The organism is Azospirillum thiophilum, from assembly GCF_001305595.1.
GTDB lineage: Bacteria > Pseudomonadota > Alphaproteobacteria > Azospirillales > Azospirillaceae > Azospirillum > Azospirillum thiophilum.
This window is the reverse complement of record NZ_CP012406.1, coordinates 224,123-239,915: the sequence shown is the minus strand read 5'-3', so window position 1 is coordinate 239,915 and position 15,793 is coordinate 224,123. Positions and strand designations below refer to the sequence as shown.

The following is a 15,793-nucleotide window of genomic DNA, read 5'->3' as shown; positions in this document are numbered from 1 at the left end:
GTCCGGGGGTGGTCAGTCCGGCGGCAGGCGGCCGAGCGCCGCCCACCCCAGCGGGGTCAGCCGCAGCAGTTCCGGCCCGCCGCCGGAGGTGTCGGGGCCGGCTGGTCCGGGGGCGAGGGTCACCAGTTCCCGGTTCTCGAACCAGGCCCAGCGCGCCACCTCGGCCGTGGTGCCGGGCCAGCCGTCGGCCAGACGCTTCAGCACCTCCAGGTCGGCGGACGCGATGGGGAAGCGCGGCTTGGGCACCGCCGGCCTTGCCGCCGAAGCGGCCGGAACCGGGGCCAGGGTCGCCGCCGCGGCCGGCAGCGGCGGGGCATCGTCCCCGGCGCGGGCGCGGATCCAATCGGTCTGGTAGCTGCGCAACGCCTGCTCCAGCTCGGTGCGGGCGGCCTCCGCCGGGCAGCGCAGATAGGCGTCCAGCAGGGCGTGCAGCGTGGTCTTCGCGTCGGTCATGTCCCGTCCTTCAATCCTGCCCTTCGGCCGGCCCAGTTGCCCGGTGGGGCGCCGTCACAGCCATCCCGTCCGCCGGAAGCGGACATACAGCCCGGCGCAGACGACGGCGATGACCGCGAGCACCGCCGGATAGCCGTACCGCCAGTGAAGCTCCGGCATATGCTCGAAGTTCATGCCGTACAGGCCGGCGACGGCCGTCGGCACGGCGAGGATGGCGGCCCAGGCGGCCAGCTTGCGCGTCACGTCGTTCTGCCGCGCCGTGGCCAGGATCATACTGGTTTCAAAGGCGAAGGACAGCACCTCGCGCAGCGAGCCGATCTGTTCGTTGATGCGGATCACATGGTCCTGGACGTCGCGGTAATAGGGGCGGATCGCCGGATCGATCATCGGCAGGTCGAAGCGCTCCAGCCGCGAACAGACCTCCAGCAGCGGCGAGGCGTTGCGGCGCAGCCGCTCCAGGTCGCGGCGCAGCTGGTGGATGCGCTCGATCTCCGCCATGCCGGGCGGGCGGGCGATCAGCTGGGCGTCCAGCTCGTCGACCATTCCGGCCATCTGGTCGAGAATCGGGACATAGCAGTCGACCACATAGTCCATCACCGTGTAGACGACGAAATCCTCGCCATGCTTCAGCAATTGCGGCGCGCTTTCGGCACGTGCCCGCACCGGCGAATAGCTGGTCGAGGCGCCGTGGCGCACGGTGACGACATAGCCGCGCCCGGCGAAGAGATGGGTCTCGCCCATGACAAGCCCGCCCTTCTCCAGCTTGGCGGTGCGCAGGACCATGAACAGGCCGTCGCCATAGACCTCGACCTTCGGACGCTGGTGGGCGTGCAGCGCGTCCTCCACCGCCAGCTCGTGCAGGCCGAACTGGTGCTTGACCTCCATCAGCAGCGCCTCGTCAGGCTCCCACAGCCCGATCCAGACGAAGTGGCCCTCCTTCGCCGCCCAGGCTCCGGCCTCCGCGATCGGGACGTCGGCGATGCGCCGGCCGTCGCAATAGGCGGCGCTCGCGATCACGGCATGACGGGGCGTTGCGGAATCGGAAGACGGTGGCAGGGACATGGATGCAAAACCCGGCGGGAGGCTGCTGCGAGGCGGCACTCTAAAGAGGTTCCCCGGCAGCGTCGACGAATCCGACTGTGAAGAGACCTATGGTTTGACGTAGTGGGAACCCGGGATCTGCTGGGATTTTCCGGGACCGCGTGGGACGTAGATCGTGGATTTCCAAGGGTTTTGAGCGATCCGGAGGCCGCGAACGTCAAACCATGCGTCGCCTGCTCACTCATCGGTATTCGCTGGATGGTTTGACGTGCGTACGTCGGCGAAGGAGCGCAGTTCGTAGATGATATCGGCCAATGCCTTCCGAAGGCTTCCAAGGGCGAACACGATCAACCCACCGGTAACCGTAATCGTACCAATGATAAAATCGCCGGACAAAACGACTAGCTGAATCACTCCAATAACACTGATTGCAGCACCAAAAACTCGAAGAAAAATAGCGGAAGCTGACGGGTAGCGCAAAGCGTCTTCTCGCAGGTCTTTCATTATGCCTCTCAATATCGACATGCCGTCCCAAAATGGGATTGACGAAGCGCCATCATTATCGACTGGCGTTGTCATTCATTGCAGCTGTCGCTTGAATATCATAAAAAAACAGCCTCTTTGAAGGGAAATGAACAGGTGTATCGCCCTCATTGGTGATGATTTTCAGCTTCTGACGCCGCTCACGATTGGCCAAAGCCATTGCGAAAATCTGGCGAAGTTCTGCGGCCTCAGGGAAATCCTCTACCGCGGGGTAACGACACATTGGCACACTCCGTGCTATCCCACTCAAGCCGCGTGGCCGGTGGGGGGAGGGGTCTCATCGAGACCGGGTCGATGGTGCTCCTCAAACGGGTTGTGTCAATCCCGTGACCAGGGTTTCCCAGCCCTGGCCCCCGCTGCTCGGCAGCATACCATTGTATGCCGCTGAGGTTGCAGCGTTACAGGCAGTGTGCCACCAGAGGATAGCCATGCGCAAGATTTGCGCGGCTATTTGATTCAAAGTTTCGCGCTTGCAATCTTATGTGACTTTTCACTCAGCAAGGCGAACAATGTCTGACAGGTCCGGGTCTGCTGAAATGTCGACTGGATGGCCTCCGATGCGGAGTTCGGGAGGAATATCGCTTCCTTCCGTTTGCAGCCGTGCACGGCGCCGTTCCAACAATCGGTAGAACAATACGGTAACCCGCGCCTTGTGTCGCGGAGGCAGCTGCAGGTCTTCTGCTGCCAAGAAGACGTCAACGCCTTCCACCAGATTGGCTAGCAATGCCTCATCCATCCTGTCCAGGGCGGATGGAGCCGCTGGCGTGCAATCGCTGAGCAGCATTGGGCCGATGCCCCAAGCCAACCAGTTCATGCTGACGCCCACTGGCTCACATAACCCTGTCGCTTTTTCTAGTGGCAGTTTGTGCTCGCCGCGGATGTAACGGTTTAGCATCTCGAGTGTGGTGCCAGCGCTGCGGGCGGCCTGGGTCTTCGTTTTATAGAGGCCGACCACGAGAGAAATGCGAGATCCCAGTTCATCGACCGAAGTGGGATCCTGGCTTCCCACTTCACGCTCTCCGGTTCGTGTCTTGGAAGCCATTGAATTCACACAAATAATCTCCATTGCGGACGACCTCTAGCGTGAAGCGAACTGGGAACTCTTCCCACTCTGATTTTTCTCGTTGTCGTCCGTCGAAAACTCGTGGTACTACGGTAGAAATATCGATAGTCGTAGGCGATATAATGGCAAAACCCGTAGTTCCCTTGGACCCTGCTGATCGCCGTGATTGGGTGGTATCTGCGTTACGTCGTAGGGGCAGCAGCATGCGCCAGATCGCCTTTCAGATTGGCGTCTGCCCTCAAGCTGTCGCGCAGGCTCTGCACCTGCCCTCCGCCCGCATCGAAGCCGCGCTGGCTCAAAAGCTCGACCTCGCGGTGCAGGATCTCTTTCCTGAGCGGTACCGGGCAGATGGAACGCGGCTGTGTCGCACTCGGCCGCCAGATCGCAAAGCGGCCTAGTAGCGGCGGCGATACAGCCGCCCGATTGCCAGCGAGGACGAGGCCCAGCCCAAGTGGGCGTCAGCGACATCGATCAAGGCTGCAGACAACGGCCGGCTTACGTCGACCAAAGCCACAGCCAAAGCGACAGACGCCACCGTCACATGACGTACAGCGGCGTCCTTAAAGAGTTCCTCAGAGAGTTTCATTTTCGCCCCAATTTCTCAACTCGGATGACGCTCGCAGAGCAATAGGCGCATCCACAACGGGAACAGAGATGGCCAAATCTCCTTACAAGCATCGCCGGCCCGGCAGCCTGAAAGCCGCTGTCGCGGACCTGATCGAACACTGTGGCGGTCTGCAGCGCGCTGCTGAAGTAGCGCGGGTGTCCAGATCCCAGTTGTTCAGGTACAGCAACGACAGCGAAGAAGACGCCAATTGTCATATGCCTGCCGATATCGCAGCGGCTTTGGAGCGCTACAGCGGTCAACCGGCAGTTACTGAGTGGTTGGCCGTTGAGGCCGGTTGCACCTTGTTGGCTGTGACGGTCGAGCCGGCCGCAGAGGCCATTCCCAAGAACGTGGCCGAGATCGCTCAACACGCGAGCAAGCTGTTTGCGGAGTTCGCCGCCGCTTACTCCGATGGAGCCATCGACGCGGGTGAAGCCGGGAAAATGCTGTCAGCAGGCGACGCCATGCTGCGCGAGTACATGCATCTGCGGCCGGTGTTGACCGACCGGACGCGGGGCTGACCGCCATGGCGGGAGACTGGTTGTCCGCAGCGGAAATCGCAGCTCTAGCCTTGCCGAAGCTGCCGACTTCCAAGCGCGGAATAAATCTCCGCGCGACTGATGAGTGCTGGTCTTATCGCGAGCGGTCTGGCCGCGGTGGCGGACGGGAGTACCACATCTCCTCGCTGCCGGAGGACGCCCGCATTGAACTGGCGCGACGCGGCGCTGCCGACGCCGTCGTCACGGCTACCCCGGCTCTGCCGAAGCCGCTGAAGGACGCGACCCCGGCACTGCCGGCAACGCTCGAGGCACGGCTGCGCCAGGATTACAAGCTGGCGATCCTCGCCGCTTTCGACAGCTTCCATGCCGCCAGCGGCGACAGCCTGACGCCTGCACGTCACAAGTTCATCGGCTTCTACAATGCCCGCCAGATCGACGTCCCCGATTGGGTGCGGTCGGCATGCCCCACGATCAGCATGTCGTCTCTGGAACGCTGGACCCGCGCGCGGTCGACTGGCGATGCCGCGGCCCTTGCCGGACGCTACGGCAACCGCAAGGGCGCCGGCGTGCTCGACAGTGCAGTCGTGGACGTCAGGGGCTTCATGGTCGCCGTGCTGGTCGAGAACCCCCATCTCGCCATGCACCAGGTGCGCACCCTGCTGCTGAAGCGCTTCGGCGCTGACGTCGAGCTGTTCGACGGCTCCACCCGTCCGATGCCGTCAGAACGCCGCCTGCTCGAAGCCTGGCAGGATTGGAAGAACAAGCACCGGCAGTTGCACCTTGCGCTGACCAACCCCGACGACTGGAAGAACAAGCACCGCGCCGCGGTCGGCTCCTACAGCGAGGGCATCGAACGGCCGAACCAGCTGTGGGAGATCGACGCGTCGCCGTCCGACGTCATGCTGACCGACGGCCGCCACAGCATCTATGTCGTGGTCGACGTCTACACCCGCCGCATGATGATCCTGGTGACCAAGGTGCCGCGCACGTCGGCCGTGTTTCTGCTGATCCGCCGGGCGGTGCTGGCATGGGGAATGCCGAAAGCGATCAAGACCGACAACGGCAGCGACTTTGTCAGTCGCGAGGCCCAACGCGCCTATTTCCTGCTCGATGCCGCGCATCCCACCTGCGACCCCTATTCACCGGAACAGAAGCCGCACGTCGAGCGCGCGATCGGCACGGTCCAGCATGGCTTCATGCCGCTGCTGCCGGGTTACACCGGCCACAACGTCGCCACTCGTCAGGCGATCCGCTCACGCGAAACCTTCGCGGCCCGCATGGGGGAAAGCGATGCCGACATCTTCCAGGCGGCGCTGACCGGCGTCGAACTGCAGCAACTGGCCGACGCGTGGGTCGAAAACGTCTACCATCACAACCCGCATGAGGGGTTGGGCGACCGCACGCCCCATGCTCTGGCGGAGAGCTGCGCCGGCTGGGAAGCCCGCCTGACCGATGAACGCCAGATCGACCTGTTGCTGATGCCGGCGGCCGATGGCGGCACACGCACAGTGTCGAAGAAGGGCATCCGGGTCGAGAACGCCGACTTCTGGTCGGTCGACCTGATCCCCTACATCGGGACCGGGGACCGCTTCGACGTCCGTCTGGATCCGGAGGATATGGGCCGGGTGTGGGTCTACCACTCCGAACCCTTCGCCTTCCTCTGCATCGCCGAGAACCCGGAGCGGGCCGGCCTGTCCCGCGCCGCCCTGGCCGCCGAAGCGGCCGAGCTGCAGAAACGCTTCATCCAGGCAGGCAAGGCGGCGATCCGCGCCGCCAAGACGAAGTTCAAGCCCCACGAACTGGCCGACGCGCTGATCGGCAAGCCGGCCGCCACCGTCACAGCCCTTCCGACCGCCGCCCCGCCGCCGGCCTTGCCCGCACCGTCCGCCCCGGCGGTACAGCCGTCGGCCGGTCTGATCGCGGCACAGCGGGCGATCACCGCCGCCACTCCGGCCGCCCCACGGCCGCGGGATGCCGGCGAGCAGGCCCGGACGGCCGATATCGCCCGCCGCATCGCCGCTCCGGCGCAGGCGGCCGAGAAGCCCGAAGACCGCTGGTGGCGCCGGGCGCAGGACATCGAGGCGCGGATCGCCGCCGATGCCGAGGTCAGCGAGGACGAACTGGAATGGCTGCAATCGATCGAAAGCGCGGCCTGGTTCCTGGCCCGCAAGAACGACGCCGCCCGCAAGGCGGCCTTCGCCCGCGCCGTCGAGTGACGGGCACCAAAGGAAACGGCCCCACGCGTGGGGCGCGCAGGGCCGTTCAAACCACAACAAACGAGAAGTCCTTACAATGTCAAAAGTGAACCGAGCCCGCAAGTCCGCATCGTTCGCCCCGTTGCGAAACCTGACGCTGCTGGAAGAGCTGGTCATCAAGCTGAAGGGCCGCAGCCCCGACGTCCCCGGCCTTGGCGTCTTCCATGGCCGCTCGGGTGACGGCAAGAGCCGCGCCGCCGCATGGGTCGGCGCCAGCGACCACATGGCCTATTACGTCGAGGCGAACGACTTCTGGACGCCCCGCGCCATGCTCCGCGCCGTCGTCGACGCCATGGGCATCGCCATGCCGCCCCATGCGACGAACAACGAGCTGGCGGCCAAGATCGCCGAGGAACTGGAGACCAGCCGCCGGCCGCTGATCATCGACGAAGCCGACCATCTGGCGAAGAAGGACATGATCGACAAGGTGCGGGCGCTGCACGACATGGCCTCGCCCGGCACCGCCTCCATCGTGCTGATCGGCGAGGAGGGGCTGCCGCAGAAGCTGCAGCGGTACGAGCGGTTCCATCGCCGCATCCTCGACTTCGTGCAGGCCGAGCCCTGCGACATGGACGACGCCCGCCAGCTGGCGACCCTGTATTGCCCGCGCGTCGCGGTCGCCGACGATCTGCTGCAGCAGCTGCTCGACCAGACCTACCGGTCGACCGGCCGCGTCGCGGTCAATCTGGTCGCAATCGCCGACTTCGCCGCCGGCGAGGGTCTGAAGGAGATCGACGCCGCGGGCTATGCGGGTCAGCGGATCAACACCGGCGCCGCTCCGGCGGTGAGGCGGTTCGGATGATGCCTGCGAAGACAGACGGCGGTGGACAGTACCGTCTCCGCTTGGTGTCGCCGCGTCTGTGCTGGGAGCAGATGCGGGCCAAGCGTGTGTTCATACAGCGCGATCTGGTGGTGCCCGGCGTGTCGGTCAGGACAGCGAAATCATTCCTTGAAAAGGCGATGGCCGCCGGTCTGGTCCGCATGAAGGAGCCGCGCCAGAAGTCCGGCGGTGTTCAGCCGGCGGTTTATGAACTGGTCCAGGACGTGGGGCGCCGCTGCCCGCGGTTTCGCAAGGGCAAGCTGGACCCCGTGCCCCAGCCGTTCGAACGCATGTGGGCTGCAATGAAGCCTCTGCGTTCCGGGTGGACTGTGCGGGAACTGGCCTCCCTGACGCGCTCTGGTGAAAGCAACACCTGGAACTACGTCGCGGCCCTGCGCCGGCATGGCTACCTCGACACTCTGGCCGAGGCCGTTGGTGGGGCCTTTCCGACCGAAGGCCGGTACCGGCTCAAGAAGGGAAAGAACACCGGTCCTGACGCCCCGCAGGCGTTGCGCGGTGGCCGTCTCTGGGATCCGAACCTCTCCATCCTGGTCGACGCGGTGACCGAATGAGCGGCCACCTCGACAAGGCCCGCGCCGCCTGGAATGGCGCCCCGCCCGCGTTCGTCATCGCGCTCGCCGAGCGGGCCGACCGCGACGGGCTGGCCGCCGCCGGCGCCGTCATCGGCTACGGCAAGGCCACCGTCAGCTTGGTCCTGTCGGCCCGCTACGGCGCCAACCTCGACCGCGTCGAGGCCGCCGTAGCCGAGCGGATGGGCGTCTCCCAGCCCTGCGCCGTGCTGGGGGACATCGACGACACCCGCTGTGCCCGCGAACAGCTGACCGCCCGGCGCTCCCGCTCACTTCTCGCCGGCATGCTGCGCAACGCCTGCCGCGATTGCCCAAGGAGGACCGCGAAATGACCCACATCGCACCCACCGCCGTCGCGTCGTCGCTCGACGCGTTGGCTGTCCAGATCCAGCAGCTCGCCAAGAACCCTTCCCAGCAGGCGGCGGCGCAGACTGCCGCCCTGGCCGACCGCTTCAGCGATCTGGCCCGCATGCTGCGCGCGGTGGACTTCCGCCGCGGGGTCTGGCTGGGGCAGGCGGCGGAGACGGTCCGCAGCCGGTCGAGCGGTCGGCCTTTCGTGTCCTACAGCGCCGAAGAGCTGGTCGGGCTGGCGGTCATCCTGCAGACGGCGGCCGGCTTCGCCCGCAAGGCCGTCCAGCAGCACCGCCCGTCCAGCGGCCGGATCGGCGGGGGAGACGCGGCATGAGCAAGCGCGGCTTCTCCGAAACCGTCCTGCAGGTCTTCCTGTGTGGCTATGCCAAGGTGTTGGCGGAGGGACAGACGCCATCCGCCCGCAAACTCGCCGAACGGCTGGGATACAGCGAAACCTCCGGCCTCTACGCGCGGTCCGAGTGCATCACTCGCGGATGGCTGGAGGTGGTACAGGCACCGCATGGCAACAGCCCCGGTATCCTGCGCCTGACGCCCGCCGGCGTCGAAGCGGCGAGTTGCGGCGACCAGCCCGCGAGGAAGCCGGCGTCGCGCGCCGCGTCGGCCGCACTGCAGGAGGCTGCTGCCGAGACGAAAGTCCGGAAATGCCTGTGCTGCGGTAGCCATTTCGCCTCCGAAGGGCCGGGAAACCGCATCTGCGGCCGCTGCCGCACGACCGAGGTCTACTGCTCCGGCGCCGTCGGCATCCACTCGCTGAGGCTGAGCCGATGACGCCCCGCCTCATCCCCTACGCCGACGGGCTGGTCGAGATCGACATCCCCGGCGGTTCCGGACAAGCGCTGCACACGGTGACCCGCCGCGTGGTCACGGTCCGTGACCATGGCGACGGCCGATACACCTGCCTGCTGTCCGATCCGGACCGCGGCGAGCTGTCCACCATGACGGTCGCCCCGGCCGAGGGCGGCGGCTGGATCGGCGTGCAGCCGCCGGTGTCCATCGACGGCGCCGTCCATGTCGCCCAAGCCGTTGCCGCCGGCGTCACGCTGCACCGGAGCGTCACCGAACAGATGCGCCTGCTGTCCGAAGCCGTGCTGCTGCTGACCGGACAGCAGCGCGCCGCCGGCCAGCCGGTCGCCGCCCGCATCGGAGGCGCCCGGTGACGGACGCCCCGACCCCCTCCTCTCAGAACCCCGCCACCGGCGGGAACACCACCACCCCAAGAGGTAAGCAGTCCATGGAAACCGCCACTCCGACCACCGCCCCGGCGATCCCCGCCGGCTACATGGCCGATGCCAAGGGCCGATTGGTGCCCGAGGCCCTGGTCAAGCCGGCCGACAAGCTGCAGGACCAGCTGGTCCACAAGCTGATGGGCTATGCCGACGACCTGTCGGCCCAGATCGCCCGCTTCAAGGTCCACACCTTCGACGACGTCGGCGCCTTCCTGGCCCTGCTGGCCGAGCAGTACCAGGACACCCGCGGCGGCCAGAAGGGCAACATGACCCTGACCAGCTTCGACGGAACCATGAAGGTGCAGGTGGCCGTCGCCGACCACATGACCTTCGGCCCCGAGCTGCAGATCGCCAAGAACCTGATCGACGCCTGCATCGCCGACTGGTCGACCGGCGCCAACGACAACATCCGCGCCTTAGTGGAACACGCCTTCCGCGTCGACCAGGAAGGTCAGGTCAGCCGTGACGCCATCTTCGCCCTGCGCCGCGTCGCCATCGAGGACGAGCGGTGGAAACAGGCCATGACGGCCATCGCCGACAGCGTCCGGATCGAAGGCACCAAGACCTACGTCCGCTTCTACCGCCGCCCGTCGCCCGAAGCGCGGTGGGAAGCGGTGACCATCGACCTTGCCAGTGCGTGAGGTGATGTCATGGCCAACATCATAGCCTTCAGCGAACCCGCCGCCCTTCACTACAACCCGTTCGACGGCGATTTCGGCGACGGCGAGCGGACGCTCGTCGATCAGATCGTCACCGTTCCGGAGCCGCCCCGCTGCCACACCTGCGGCGGCAAGCTGACCCCCGGCACCCGCTGCCGCCACCTGGTCGAACAGGTCGGCGACGAGGACGAGGGCGACGAGCCCGAGAGCATCCGCCGGACCGAATACTGGTTCTGTCAGCACTGCTGCGCCGCGATGGCGAAGGACGTCAACGATGGCGGCGACCGCGTCGGCAGCCGCACCGCCCGGATGATCGCCAACCGCGAACGGTCCGCCGGCACCGACTGCCCGAAATCCAACGTCACCGTTTCGGAGACCACCCGCCATGCCCTCTAAGAAGGCCGCCCCCTCTCTCGTTGTCGAGATCGTCCAAGCCACCGGCCTTCGCCTGAACGATGAAGGTGCATTGAAGCTGGAAAAGCTGCTGGGCGAGGTCGGCGCCCGCCTCATCCGCCAGTACCCGGCGCCGGTCGCCAGCAATGGGCCGGCCATCCTCGACCGGGTCGAGGCCAGGATCGCCAAGTTGATCGGGCAGCTTGAACGGGCGTCGTCCGGTGCGCCCGCGCGCGCTGAGATCGTCGACGCGGCGGCCTGTCTGCTGGCGTGGGCTTCTGCCATCGACCTGCACTCGACGCCCAACCACCAGGATGCCGACACCACCATCCCGGCCCTGACCGCGACCAGCGCGACGGAGGGCATGGCATGACCAGGATCATCGACCTGATCCACCGTAGCGGGCTGGACATGCCCGGCGTCCGGCCGGAAGTGTCGGCCACTCTGGCCGGACTGGTGGCGGTGGAGCGCGACCACGGGACCGAGAAGGCGGTGGAAGCGACGCTGTCCGTCTTCATGACCATCACCGCCACGCTGGGTGCCCGCCATGATCCTGCCGCCTATGACGCCGGCGTCATGATGCTGGAGGGGGCGGCCCGGCAACTCCGCCAAGCCAAGGAGAGCTTGGCGGCCGGCTGCGTGCCGGCCGGCGCCGTGGTCAAGCTGGGCGCTTCGACCGGACATCGGGAGGGCCGGGCATGAATGGCAGCGACACTCCCGAGCGGACCCGGCGCATCGACAGGGTCCGCAAGCTGCTGGCCGTGGCGCGCGATCCCGGTGCCACGGAGCATGAAGCCGCCACCGCCTTGGCGATGGCGCAACGCATGATGGAGGAAGATGGCATCTCCGATCAGGAATGCCGCGCGCGGGATGCTTGCGAGAACCGGACGGAGCGTGGGACGCGGGCGAACGAACCGCCGAAATGGGAAGACGATCTTGCCGGGCTGATTGGTCGCGCGTTCGCTTGCGACCTGATCTTCCTCGCTTCAGGTAAATGGGCATTCATCGGCATCGATCCGCTGCCTGAAGTGGCGGCTTATGCCTTCGACGTGCTGCATCGCCAGCTGAGCCGATCCCGCCGCACCTACATCGCTGAAAAACTGAAGCGCGTCACGGTGCGGGCCAACAAGGTCCGCCGTGCCGATCTGTTCTGCGACGGCTGGGTAGCGGGGGTCGCAAGGAAGGTCAACCGCATGGCGCGCCGGCCGGAAGACGGTGACGCCATCAAGGCGTACACGGCACTGGCCTACCCGTCGCTGACCGAGCTGTCGCCCCGCGACCGCAACGCCGACCGCAACCTGCGGGACTATGAACACCGGGATTGGCAGTCCGGCCGTCGCGACGGGCAATCCGCAGAGCTGAACGCCGGTGTGGGGGTTGGTGGGTCGGCGCCGGCGCTGATCGGCGCCGACCCTCTGGATCGTCTGGCCGAAGCCGCGAAGGGGTTGATGCCATGACCGACCTTCCTGCCACGTTCCACGAGCTGATCAGCGCGTCGATCGACGAAAGCGGTGTCTGGCCGCACCAGATGATTGTCCGGCGAGATGGCAAGCTCACGCTCAGGGCGCTCGCCCTGCCTCCCGAAGGTGTCATGGCCCATCTGGGTCGCACCATTCGGGACGGTGCCGACGAGCTGATCTACGGCATGGACCGCTACACCCAGCCGGGACAGGGAACCGAGTTCGCCGATTGCATCGCGGCCGGCTGGTATCGCCGCGACGTGGGCTGGCGGATCGGCGTCATCGACTATCGGCATGACCCCCGCATCGTCCGCCCGTGGAACTGGGGCAACGCGTGGTGGATCGCCGCTGTCGGCCATGAACTGCGCCAAGTCCTCCCGGATCATGCCGTGGTGGGGCACGCATGACCGCCGCCACCCCCGCCCTTTCAGTCTCGCTCTTCGACGGCGGCCTGGTTCCCGTCCTCCTGGTGGCCGGCATCCCCGGCCATCCCGAGGAGGTCGAGTTCCTGGTCGATGGACCGCACGTCCGGACCCTCCGGCGGGTGCGCGGTATTCCCGCGTGCCTCCCCGAGCGTCCAATGGCGCCCGGTCTGCCCAGCCTCGCCAGCCTGCTCCGCACCGCCACCCACCCCACCGAGGTCTGATCATGGCTTTCGACATCATCGTTCCCGCGCGCGGGCAACACAGACGGGCCGACGCCGACAAGGTGCGCGTCGCAATGGGCAAGACGACCGGCAAGTCGCCGATCCTGGAACTGCGCGTCGTCATCGGTTCCGATCTGGTCAAGCGGTTCGGCTGGACCAAGGGACAGCGCGTCAACCTTGCCTTCGGCCGCGAAGCGTCGGCGGAACGCGGCCAACTGGCAATCATGCCCGCCGAAGACGGCCATTTCCGTCTGGTCGGCGGCAAGTCGCTGGAGGTGCGCACCCGCACGCTTCACCCCACCCTGAAGCTGCTGGCGGCTCCGTCCACCATCGCTCCGCCGGTTCAGCTGGTCACGGATCGCCTGATCGTCCGTATGCCGGACACCTTCATGGCGCCGCGACCGATGGACAGCCTCATGGGCGATCCGCCCACGAAAAGGAAGGGCTGATGTCCGGCGCCGACACCATCAAGCTGGCGATCGCCGCCGGCGCTGCCGTCCGGCGCTTGCGTCGGGGGGACGCGGTCGTCGGCGCCTTCCGGGGTGAACTGGTCGCGCTGCTGGGCGCCGTGGTGGCGGTGGCAGCCGGCCGCCCGGCTGCCCAGCCCATCCAGCAGGATCCGAACGAACTGATCGACCTTGTGGTCGACCTGTGCCGGGCGGCCGGCATGTCCGGCACCGATCTGGCCGTCCGCTTCAACGCGGCGGTCGAGAGGAGGCCTCGTTGATGCAGCTTGATCTCTTCCGAAAGCCCCGTCGGCCGGCCAAGCGCAACCCGCGCACGATGGGCGTCGTCGACGCCGGCACCCCCGGCGCCGGCGGCCGGGCCTATGTCCGTTTCGAGTGCGCTGTCTGCGGCCACGAAACGGACTGGCTGCGGGGCCGCAGCGTCACGGCCGAGATGAAGGGTCGCGTCTGCCCCGTCTGCCAGGGCGACCCCGCCAACGTCAAACCATCCTGCGCCAGTTCCGATGAAGGGAACCCGTCATGACCGCTACCGTCAAACCATCCGACGCCCGCCGGTCGGGCGACCTGAAGGCGATCCATGCCATGCGACGCGAGCTGTCCTTGGCCGAGGACTGCTACCGCGCCCGCGTCTTGCAGGTCTCCGGCGGCCGCACCGACAGCGCCGGCACGCTGAAGCCGGCCGAGCGGGCCAAGCTGATCGAACAGCTGAAGGGGCTGGGCGCCGGCAAGAAGCACCGCGGTCGGCCGGCCCGGCCGGCGCTGACGCCCCAGCAGCGTAAGGTCCGCGCCATGTGGCTGGCCCTGGCCGACGCCGGCGCCGTCACCGACCGCAGCGAGGCGGCCTTGGCGGCCTGGCTGAAGAGCCGGTTCGGCGTCGACGCCCTGCAGTGGCTCCAGCCGGCCGACGCCGGCCGCGCCATCGAGCAGTTGAAGCTCTGGACCGACCGGATAGAGAAGGCGCCCCAGCCATGAGCCTGCGCCTGCCCATCCGCAACCTGCCGGGCGTCCTGGCCGACGTGCAGCGCCTGTGCGGCGACGACACCGCCGTCCGCTTCGCCGCGCATTTCGGCGACCGCACGCTCCATATTCCGCAGTTGTCCCGGTTGCGTGACGATCACCCGTTGGTGATGGCGCTGGGCCGGCGGGCGGCGCGGCTGATCGCGTCACAGCTCGGCGGCAACGAGTACCGTGTGCCTACCGGCCGGTGGAGCATGAGCCACCACAATGCCCGCATCCTCCGTCTGAACGGTTGGCAACCGCGGCCGATCGCCCGTGCCCTGGCCCTGCACAAGGGCACCGTCGATCGGCTGACCGCCGACCTGCAGCCGGCCGTGTCCGATCCTCAGCCGGTGACGCTGACCTGTCCCTGCTGCGGCCGGGCCTACAAGCTGACCCCGCCGCCGGAACAGAAGGAGATGGTGGCGGAAGACGACACCTCCTTCCTGTCCGCCCTGCCGCCGCTGCTGCGCGCGGCGGTCGCAGCCGGCGACCTGACCATTGACGATCTGCGGCGCCTTGAGACCAGACGGACCTGAGATACGGCGGTCAGACCACAGAAAATGCATGATGCGACGCGGCGCCCCCAGGGGCGCCGTTGTCGTATCCGGTGAAAACTCGCCCCCTGAAACGCGCGCGGCGGTAGCGGCACAATGGGGGTATGACGAACGCCCTCACCACCCCGCCCGGTCTTTCCCCGCGTCACCTCGCCCTGTTCGTGGTGCGTCCCACCCTTTCGATGATGCAAGGCCCGGACGTTCCGGGGCTGACCTCCGATGCCTCGGTCGAGCTGCTGCTCGGCACCATCGCGCAGGAGTCCGGTTTCCGCGCGCTGGACCAGATCACCGGCCCCAATGACCGGACCATCGGGCCGGCCTATGGCCTGTATCAGATCGAGCCTGCGACGCTCGACGACCTGCACGAGAACTTCCTGCGCTTCCGCCCGACCCTGGCCGCCCGGCTGGCCGGCCTCGCCGCCAGCTGGCCGTCGACGGCCATGCAGCTCGCCACCAACCTCGCCTATGCGACCGCGGTGGCCCGCCTGCTCTACTACCGGTCGCCCGTGCGCCTCGCCAACCCCGGCGACATCGAGGGCCACGCGCGGGTCTGGAAGCAGGTCTACAACACGCCGAAGGGCAAGGGGCGGCCGGAGGACTTCGTCGCCAACTACCGGCGCCTGGTCGCGCCGTATCTCTGAGGAACCCTGCCTTGCGCATTTTCAAATGGGCGCTGATCGCGCTCGCCGCCGCCTTCTTCATCGCCAACCGCGCCCTGGCCGCCGACGCCGACGCCTACACCATCAAGCTGCCGCCCGAACTGCTGTCCACCCTGGTCGACTATCTCTTCATCGGCATCTCGGCCCTGCTCGGCTGGGCCGTGAAGAAGGGCGCCGACCTGCTGCATGTGCGCCGCGAAAGCCTGCTGGTCGAGCGGCTGGAACAGGGCATGGGCTACGCCCTGATGTACGCCCGCGAGAAGGCGCTGCAGAAGGGCGCCGCGCTGACCAGCATCGACACCCGGTCCGAACTGGTGGCGGTCGCCGCCGGCTATCTGGCACCCAAGATGCCGGGCGTCCTGAAGGAACTGAACATCGACCCGGAAGGGCTGCGCGAACGGCTGCTCGGCCGGGTCGATCTGGTGGCGCCGGTGCCGTCGTCCACGGGGCTGCCGGTCATGCAGCCGGCCAGTAGCTTATGAGGGC

At 67.0% G+C, this 15,793-nt stretch carries 28 protein-coding genes; 23 read left to right on the top strand and 5 right to left on the bottom strand.

The features are described from left to right. Positions 1 to 12: 12 nt before the first annotated feature. The 5 genes from AL072_RS29395 to AL072_RS34625 form a co-directional block, all read right to left on the bottom strand. On the bottom strand, positions 13 to 453 hold the full coding sequence (locus tag AL072_RS29395) for a hypothetical protein (RefSeq protein ID WP_045585036.1): 441 nt from the start codon (positions 451 to 453) through the stop codon (positions 13 to 15). Positions 454 to 507: 54 nt separating this feature from the next. Beyond that, entirely contained in the window at positions 508 to 1,470 is a 963-nt protein-coding gene (corA, locus tag AL072_RS29390) for a magnesium/cobalt transporter CorA (protein ID WP_245637080.1), read from the bottom strand. Between the two features lie 261 nt (positions 1,471 to 1,731). Next, entirely contained in the window at positions 1,732 to 1,998 is a 267-nt protein-coding gene (locus tag AL072_RS34635; RefSeq protein ID WP_144428414.1) for a hypothetical protein, read from the bottom strand. 55 nt (positions 1,999 to 2,053) lie between these two features. Then, positions 2,054 to 2,260: a hypothetical protein gene (locus AL072_RS34630; RefSeq protein ID WP_144428413.1), complete on the bottom strand. Its 207-nt coding sequence runs from the start codon at positions 2,258 to 2,260 to the stop codon at positions 2,054 to 2,056. A gap of 267 nt (positions 2,261 to 2,527) precedes the next feature. Further along, entirely contained in the window at positions 2,528 to 3,046 is a 519-nt protein-coding gene (locus AL072_RS34625) for a helix-turn-helix domain-containing protein (RefSeq protein ID WP_144428412.1), read from the bottom strand. A 257-nt stretch (positions 3,047 to 3,303) separates the two neighbouring features. Here AL072_RS34625 and AL072_RS33885 point away from each other — a divergent pair, with 257 nt between their 5' ends. The 23 genes from AL072_RS33885 (at position 3,304) to AL072_RS29275 (ending at position 15,789) form a co-directional block, all read left to right on the top strand. Next, complete coding sequence (locus AL072_RS33885; protein ID WP_158511105.1) at positions 3,304 to 3,498, top strand: helix-turn-helix domain-containing protein; 195 nt, start codon at positions 3,304 to 3,306, stop codon at positions 3,496 to 3,498. A gap of 256 nt (positions 3,499 to 3,754) precedes the next feature. Then, a complete protein-coding gene (locus AL072_RS29380; protein ID WP_045585033.1) occupies positions 3,755 to 4,228 on the top strand; it encodes a phage regulatory CII family protein in 474 nt (157 codons plus the stop codon). A 50-nt stretch (positions 4,229 to 4,278) separates the two neighbouring features. Continuing rightward, on the top strand, positions 4,279 to 6,423 hold the full coding sequence (locus AL072_RS29375) for a Mu transposase C-terminal domain-containing protein (RefSeq protein WP_052710341.1): 2,145 nt from the start codon (positions 4,279 to 4,281) through the stop codon (positions 6,421 to 6,423). Positions 6,424 to 6,499: 76 nt separating this feature from the next. Next, positions 6,500 to 7,264: an AAA family ATPase gene (locus tag AL072_RS29370; protein ID WP_045585032.1), complete on the top strand. Its 765-nt coding sequence runs from the start codon at positions 6,500 to 6,502 to the stop codon at positions 7,262 to 7,264. A gap of 71 nt (positions 7,265 to 7,335) precedes the next feature. Then, positions 7,336 to 7,854, top strand: coding sequence for a hypothetical protein (locus AL072_RS29365; RefSeq protein ID WP_045585031.1), 519 nt, complete (start codon positions 7,336 to 7,338; stop codon positions 7,852 to 7,854). Further along, positions 7,851 to 8,204: a hypothetical protein gene (locus AL072_RS29360; protein ID WP_052710339.1), complete on the top strand. Its 354-nt coding sequence runs from the start codon at positions 7,851 to 7,853 to the stop codon at positions 8,202 to 8,204. Before AL072_RS29365 ends, AL072_RS29360 begins: the two co-directional genes overlap by 4 nt. Next, positions 8,201 to 8,557 carry a hypothetical protein gene (locus AL072_RS29355; protein ID WP_045585030.1) on the top strand — a complete coding sequence of 119 codons (357 nt, stop codon included), beginning with the start codon at positions 8,201 to 8,203 and terminating at the stop codon, positions 8,555 to 8,557. Before AL072_RS29360 ends, AL072_RS29355 begins: the two co-directional genes overlap by 4 nt. Then, entirely contained in the window at positions 8,554 to 9,012 is a 459-nt protein-coding gene (locus AL072_RS29350; protein WP_052710338.1) for a helix-turn-helix domain-containing protein, read from the top strand. Before AL072_RS29355 ends, AL072_RS29350 begins: the two co-directional genes overlap by 4 nt. Next, positions 9,009 to 9,401, top strand: coding sequence for a hypothetical protein (locus tag AL072_RS29345; RefSeq protein WP_052710337.1), 393 nt, complete (start codon positions 9,009 to 9,011; stop codon positions 9,399 to 9,401). Before AL072_RS29350 ends, AL072_RS29345 begins: the two co-directional genes overlap by 4 nt. 74 nt (positions 9,402 to 9,475) lie before the next feature. Then, entirely contained in the window at positions 9,476 to 10,111 is a 636-nt protein-coding gene (locus AL072_RS29340) for a DUF3164 family protein (RefSeq protein WP_045585028.1), read from the top strand. A gap of 9 nt (positions 10,112 to 10,120) precedes the next feature. Beyond that, positions 10,121 to 10,525, top strand: coding sequence for a hypothetical protein (locus AL072_RS29335; RefSeq protein WP_045585027.1), 405 nt, complete (start codon positions 10,121 to 10,123; stop codon positions 10,523 to 10,525). Then, positions 10,515 to 10,895 carry a hypothetical protein gene (locus AL072_RS29330; RefSeq protein WP_144428411.1) on the top strand — a complete coding sequence of 127 codons (381 nt, stop codon included), beginning with the start codon at positions 10,515 to 10,517 and terminating at the stop codon, positions 10,893 to 10,895. Before AL072_RS29335 ends, AL072_RS29330 begins: the two co-directional genes overlap by 11 nt. Beyond that, a complete protein-coding gene (locus AL072_RS29325) occupies positions 10,892 to 11,224 on the top strand; it encodes a hypothetical protein (RefSeq protein WP_045585025.1) in 333 nt (110 codons plus the stop codon). The genes AL072_RS29330 and AL072_RS29325 overlap by 4 nt, the downstream gene beginning before the upstream one ends. Then, the gene (locus AL072_RS29320) at positions 11,221 to 11,979 is read left to right on the top strand and encodes a DUF2786 domain-containing protein (protein ID WP_045585024.1); all 759 of its coding nucleotides are present in this window, start codon (positions 11,221 to 11,223) and stop codon (positions 11,977 to 11,979) included. Before AL072_RS29325 ends, AL072_RS29320 begins: the two co-directional genes overlap by 4 nt. Beyond that, entirely contained in the window at positions 11,976 to 12,389 is a 414-nt protein-coding gene (locus tag AL072_RS29315; protein WP_045585023.1) for a hypothetical protein, read from the top strand. Before AL072_RS29320 ends, AL072_RS29315 begins: the two co-directional genes overlap by 4 nt. Then, positions 12,386 to 12,628, top strand: a complete 243-nt coding sequence (locus tag AL072_RS29310) for a hypothetical protein (RefSeq protein WP_045585022.1) — start codon at positions 12,386 to 12,388, stop codon at positions 12,626 to 12,628. Before AL072_RS29315 ends, AL072_RS29310 begins: the two co-directional genes overlap by 4 nt. A gap of 2 nt (positions 12,629 to 12,630) precedes the next feature. Then, positions 12,631 to 13,077, top strand: a complete 447-nt coding sequence (locus AL072_RS29305; protein WP_045585021.1) for a hypothetical protein — start codon at positions 12,631 to 12,633, stop codon at positions 13,075 to 13,077. Beyond that, positions 13,077 to 13,355 (top strand): hypothetical protein, encoded by a 279-nt coding sequence (locus AL072_RS29300; RefSeq protein WP_045585020.1) that lies wholly within the window; start codon positions 13,077 to 13,079, stop codon positions 13,353 to 13,355. Before AL072_RS29305 ends, AL072_RS29300 begins: the two co-directional genes overlap by 1 nt. Next, complete coding sequence (locus tag AL072_RS29295) at positions 13,355 to 13,618, top strand: hypothetical protein (RefSeq protein WP_045585019.1); 264 nt, start codon at positions 13,355 to 13,357, stop codon at positions 13,616 to 13,618. Before AL072_RS29300 ends, AL072_RS29295 begins: the two co-directional genes overlap by 1 nt. Further along, positions 13,615 to 14,067, top strand: a complete 453-nt coding sequence (locus AL072_RS29290; protein WP_045585018.1) for a regulatory protein GemA — start codon at positions 13,615 to 13,617, stop codon at positions 14,065 to 14,067. Before AL072_RS29295 ends, AL072_RS29290 begins: the two co-directional genes overlap by 4 nt. Beyond that, entirely contained in the window at positions 14,064 to 14,630 is a 567-nt protein-coding gene (locus AL072_RS29285; RefSeq protein WP_045585017.1) for a hypothetical protein, read from the top strand. Before AL072_RS29290 ends, AL072_RS29285 begins: the two co-directional genes overlap by 4 nt. Before the next feature lie 122 nt (positions 14,631 to 14,752). Further along, on the top strand, positions 14,753 to 15,289 hold the full coding sequence (locus AL072_RS29280) for a hypothetical protein (protein WP_045585016.1): 537 nt from the start codon (positions 14,753 to 14,755) through the stop codon (positions 15,287 to 15,289). Between the two features lie 11 nt (positions 15,290 to 15,300). Next, on the top strand, positions 15,301 to 15,789 hold the full coding sequence (locus AL072_RS29275; protein ID WP_045585015.1) for a hypothetical protein: 489 nt from the start codon (positions 15,301 to 15,303) through the stop codon (positions 15,787 to 15,789). The last annotated feature ends 4 nt before the right edge of the window (positions 15,790 to 15,793 follow it).

What these genes read in the sequence shown, in the direction of transcription:
- AL072_RS29310 (WP_045585022.1), top strand. Translation starts at nt 12,386, where the DNA reads ATGACCGCCGCCACCCCCGCCCTTTCAGTCTCGCTCTTCGACGGCGGC.
- AL072_RS33885 (WP_158511105.1), top strand. Translation starts at nt 3,304, where the DNA reads ATGCGCCAGATCGCCTTTCAGATTGGCGTCTGCCCTCAAGCTGTCGCG.
- AL072_RS29380 (WP_045585033.1), top strand. Translation starts at nt 3,755, where the DNA reads ATGGCCAAATCTCCTTACAAGCATCGCCGGCCCGGCAGCCTGAAAGCC.
- AL072_RS34635 (WP_144428414.1), bottom strand. Translation starts at nt 1,998, where the DNA reads ATGAAAGACCTGCGAGAAGACGCTTTGCGCTACCCGTCAGCTTCCGCT.
- AL072_RS29365 (WP_045585031.1), top strand. Translation starts at nt 7,336, where the DNA reads ATGCGGGCCAAGCGTGTGTTCATACAGCGCGATCTGGTGGTGCCCGGC.
- AL072_RS29330 (WP_144428411.1), top strand. Translation starts at nt 10,515, where the DNA reads ATGCCCTCTAAGAAGGCCGCCCCCTCTCTCGTTGTCGAGATCGTCCAA.
- AL072_RS34630 (WP_144428413.1), bottom strand. Translation starts at nt 2,260, where the DNA reads ATGTGTCGTTACCCCGCGGTAGAGGATTTCCCTGAGGCCGCAGAACTT.
- AL072_RS29345 (WP_052710337.1), top strand. Translation starts at nt 9,009, where the DNA reads ATGACGCCCCGCCTCATCCCCTACGCCGACGGGCTGGTCGAGATCGAC.
- AL072_RS29370 (WP_045585032.1), top strand. Translation starts at nt 6,500, where the DNA reads ATGTCAAAAGTGAACCGAGCCCGCAAGTCCGCATCGTTCGCCCCGTTG.
- AL072_RS29280 (WP_045585016.1), top strand. Translation starts at nt 14,753, where the DNA reads ATGACGAACGCCCTCACCACCCCGCCCGGTCTTTCCCCGCGTCACCTC.
- AL072_RS29325 (WP_045585025.1), top strand. Translation starts at nt 10,892, where the DNA reads ATGACCAGGATCATCGACCTGATCCACCGTAGCGGGCTGGACATGCCC.
- AL072_RS29290 (WP_045585018.1), top strand. Translation starts at nt 13,615, where the DNA reads ATGACCGCTACCGTCAAACCATCCGACGCCCGCCGGTCGGGCGACCTG.
- AL072_RS29395 (WP_045585036.1), bottom strand. Translation starts at nt 453, where the DNA reads ATGACCGACGCGAAGACCACGCTGCACGCCCTGCTGGACGCCTATCTG.
- AL072_RS29355 (WP_045585030.1), top strand. Translation starts at nt 8,201, where the DNA reads ATGACCCACATCGCACCCACCGCCGTCGCGTCGTCGCTCGACGCGTTG.
- AL072_RS29300 (WP_045585020.1), top strand. Translation starts at nt 13,077, where the DNA reads ATGTCCGGCGCCGACACCATCAAGCTGGCGATCGCCGCCGGCGCTGCC.
- AL072_RS29350 (WP_052710338.1), top strand. Translation starts at nt 8,554, where the DNA reads ATGAGCAAGCGCGGCTTCTCCGAAACCGTCCTGCAGGTCTTCCTGTGT.
- AL072_RS29305 (WP_045585021.1), top strand. Translation starts at nt 12,631, where the DNA reads ATGGCTTTCGACATCATCGTTCCCGCGCGCGGGCAACACAGACGGGCC.
- AL072_RS29335 (WP_045585027.1), top strand. Translation starts at nt 10,121, where the DNA reads ATGGCCAACATCATAGCCTTCAGCGAACCCGCCGCCCTTCACTACAAC.
- AL072_RS29360 (WP_052710339.1), top strand. Translation starts at nt 7,851, where the DNA reads ATGAGCGGCCACCTCGACAAGGCCCGCGCCGCCTGGAATGGCGCCCCG.
- AL072_RS29340 (WP_045585028.1), top strand. Translation starts at nt 9,476, where the DNA reads ATGGAAACCGCCACTCCGACCACCGCCCCGGCGATCCCCGCCGGCTAC.
- AL072_RS29320 (WP_045585024.1), top strand. Translation starts at nt 11,221, where the DNA reads ATGAATGGCAGCGACACTCCCGAGCGGACCCGGCGCATCGACAGGGTC.
- AL072_RS29295 (WP_045585019.1), top strand. Translation starts at nt 13,355, where the DNA reads ATGCAGCTTGATCTCTTCCGAAAGCCCCGTCGGCCGGCCAAGCGCAAC.
- AL072_RS29285 (WP_045585017.1), top strand. Translation starts at nt 14,064, where the DNA reads ATGAGCCTGCGCCTGCCCATCCGCAACCTGCCGGGCGTCCTGGCCGAC.
- AL072_RS29315 (WP_045585023.1), top strand. Translation starts at nt 11,976, where the DNA reads ATGACCGACCTTCCTGCCACGTTCCACGAGCTGATCAGCGCGTCGATC.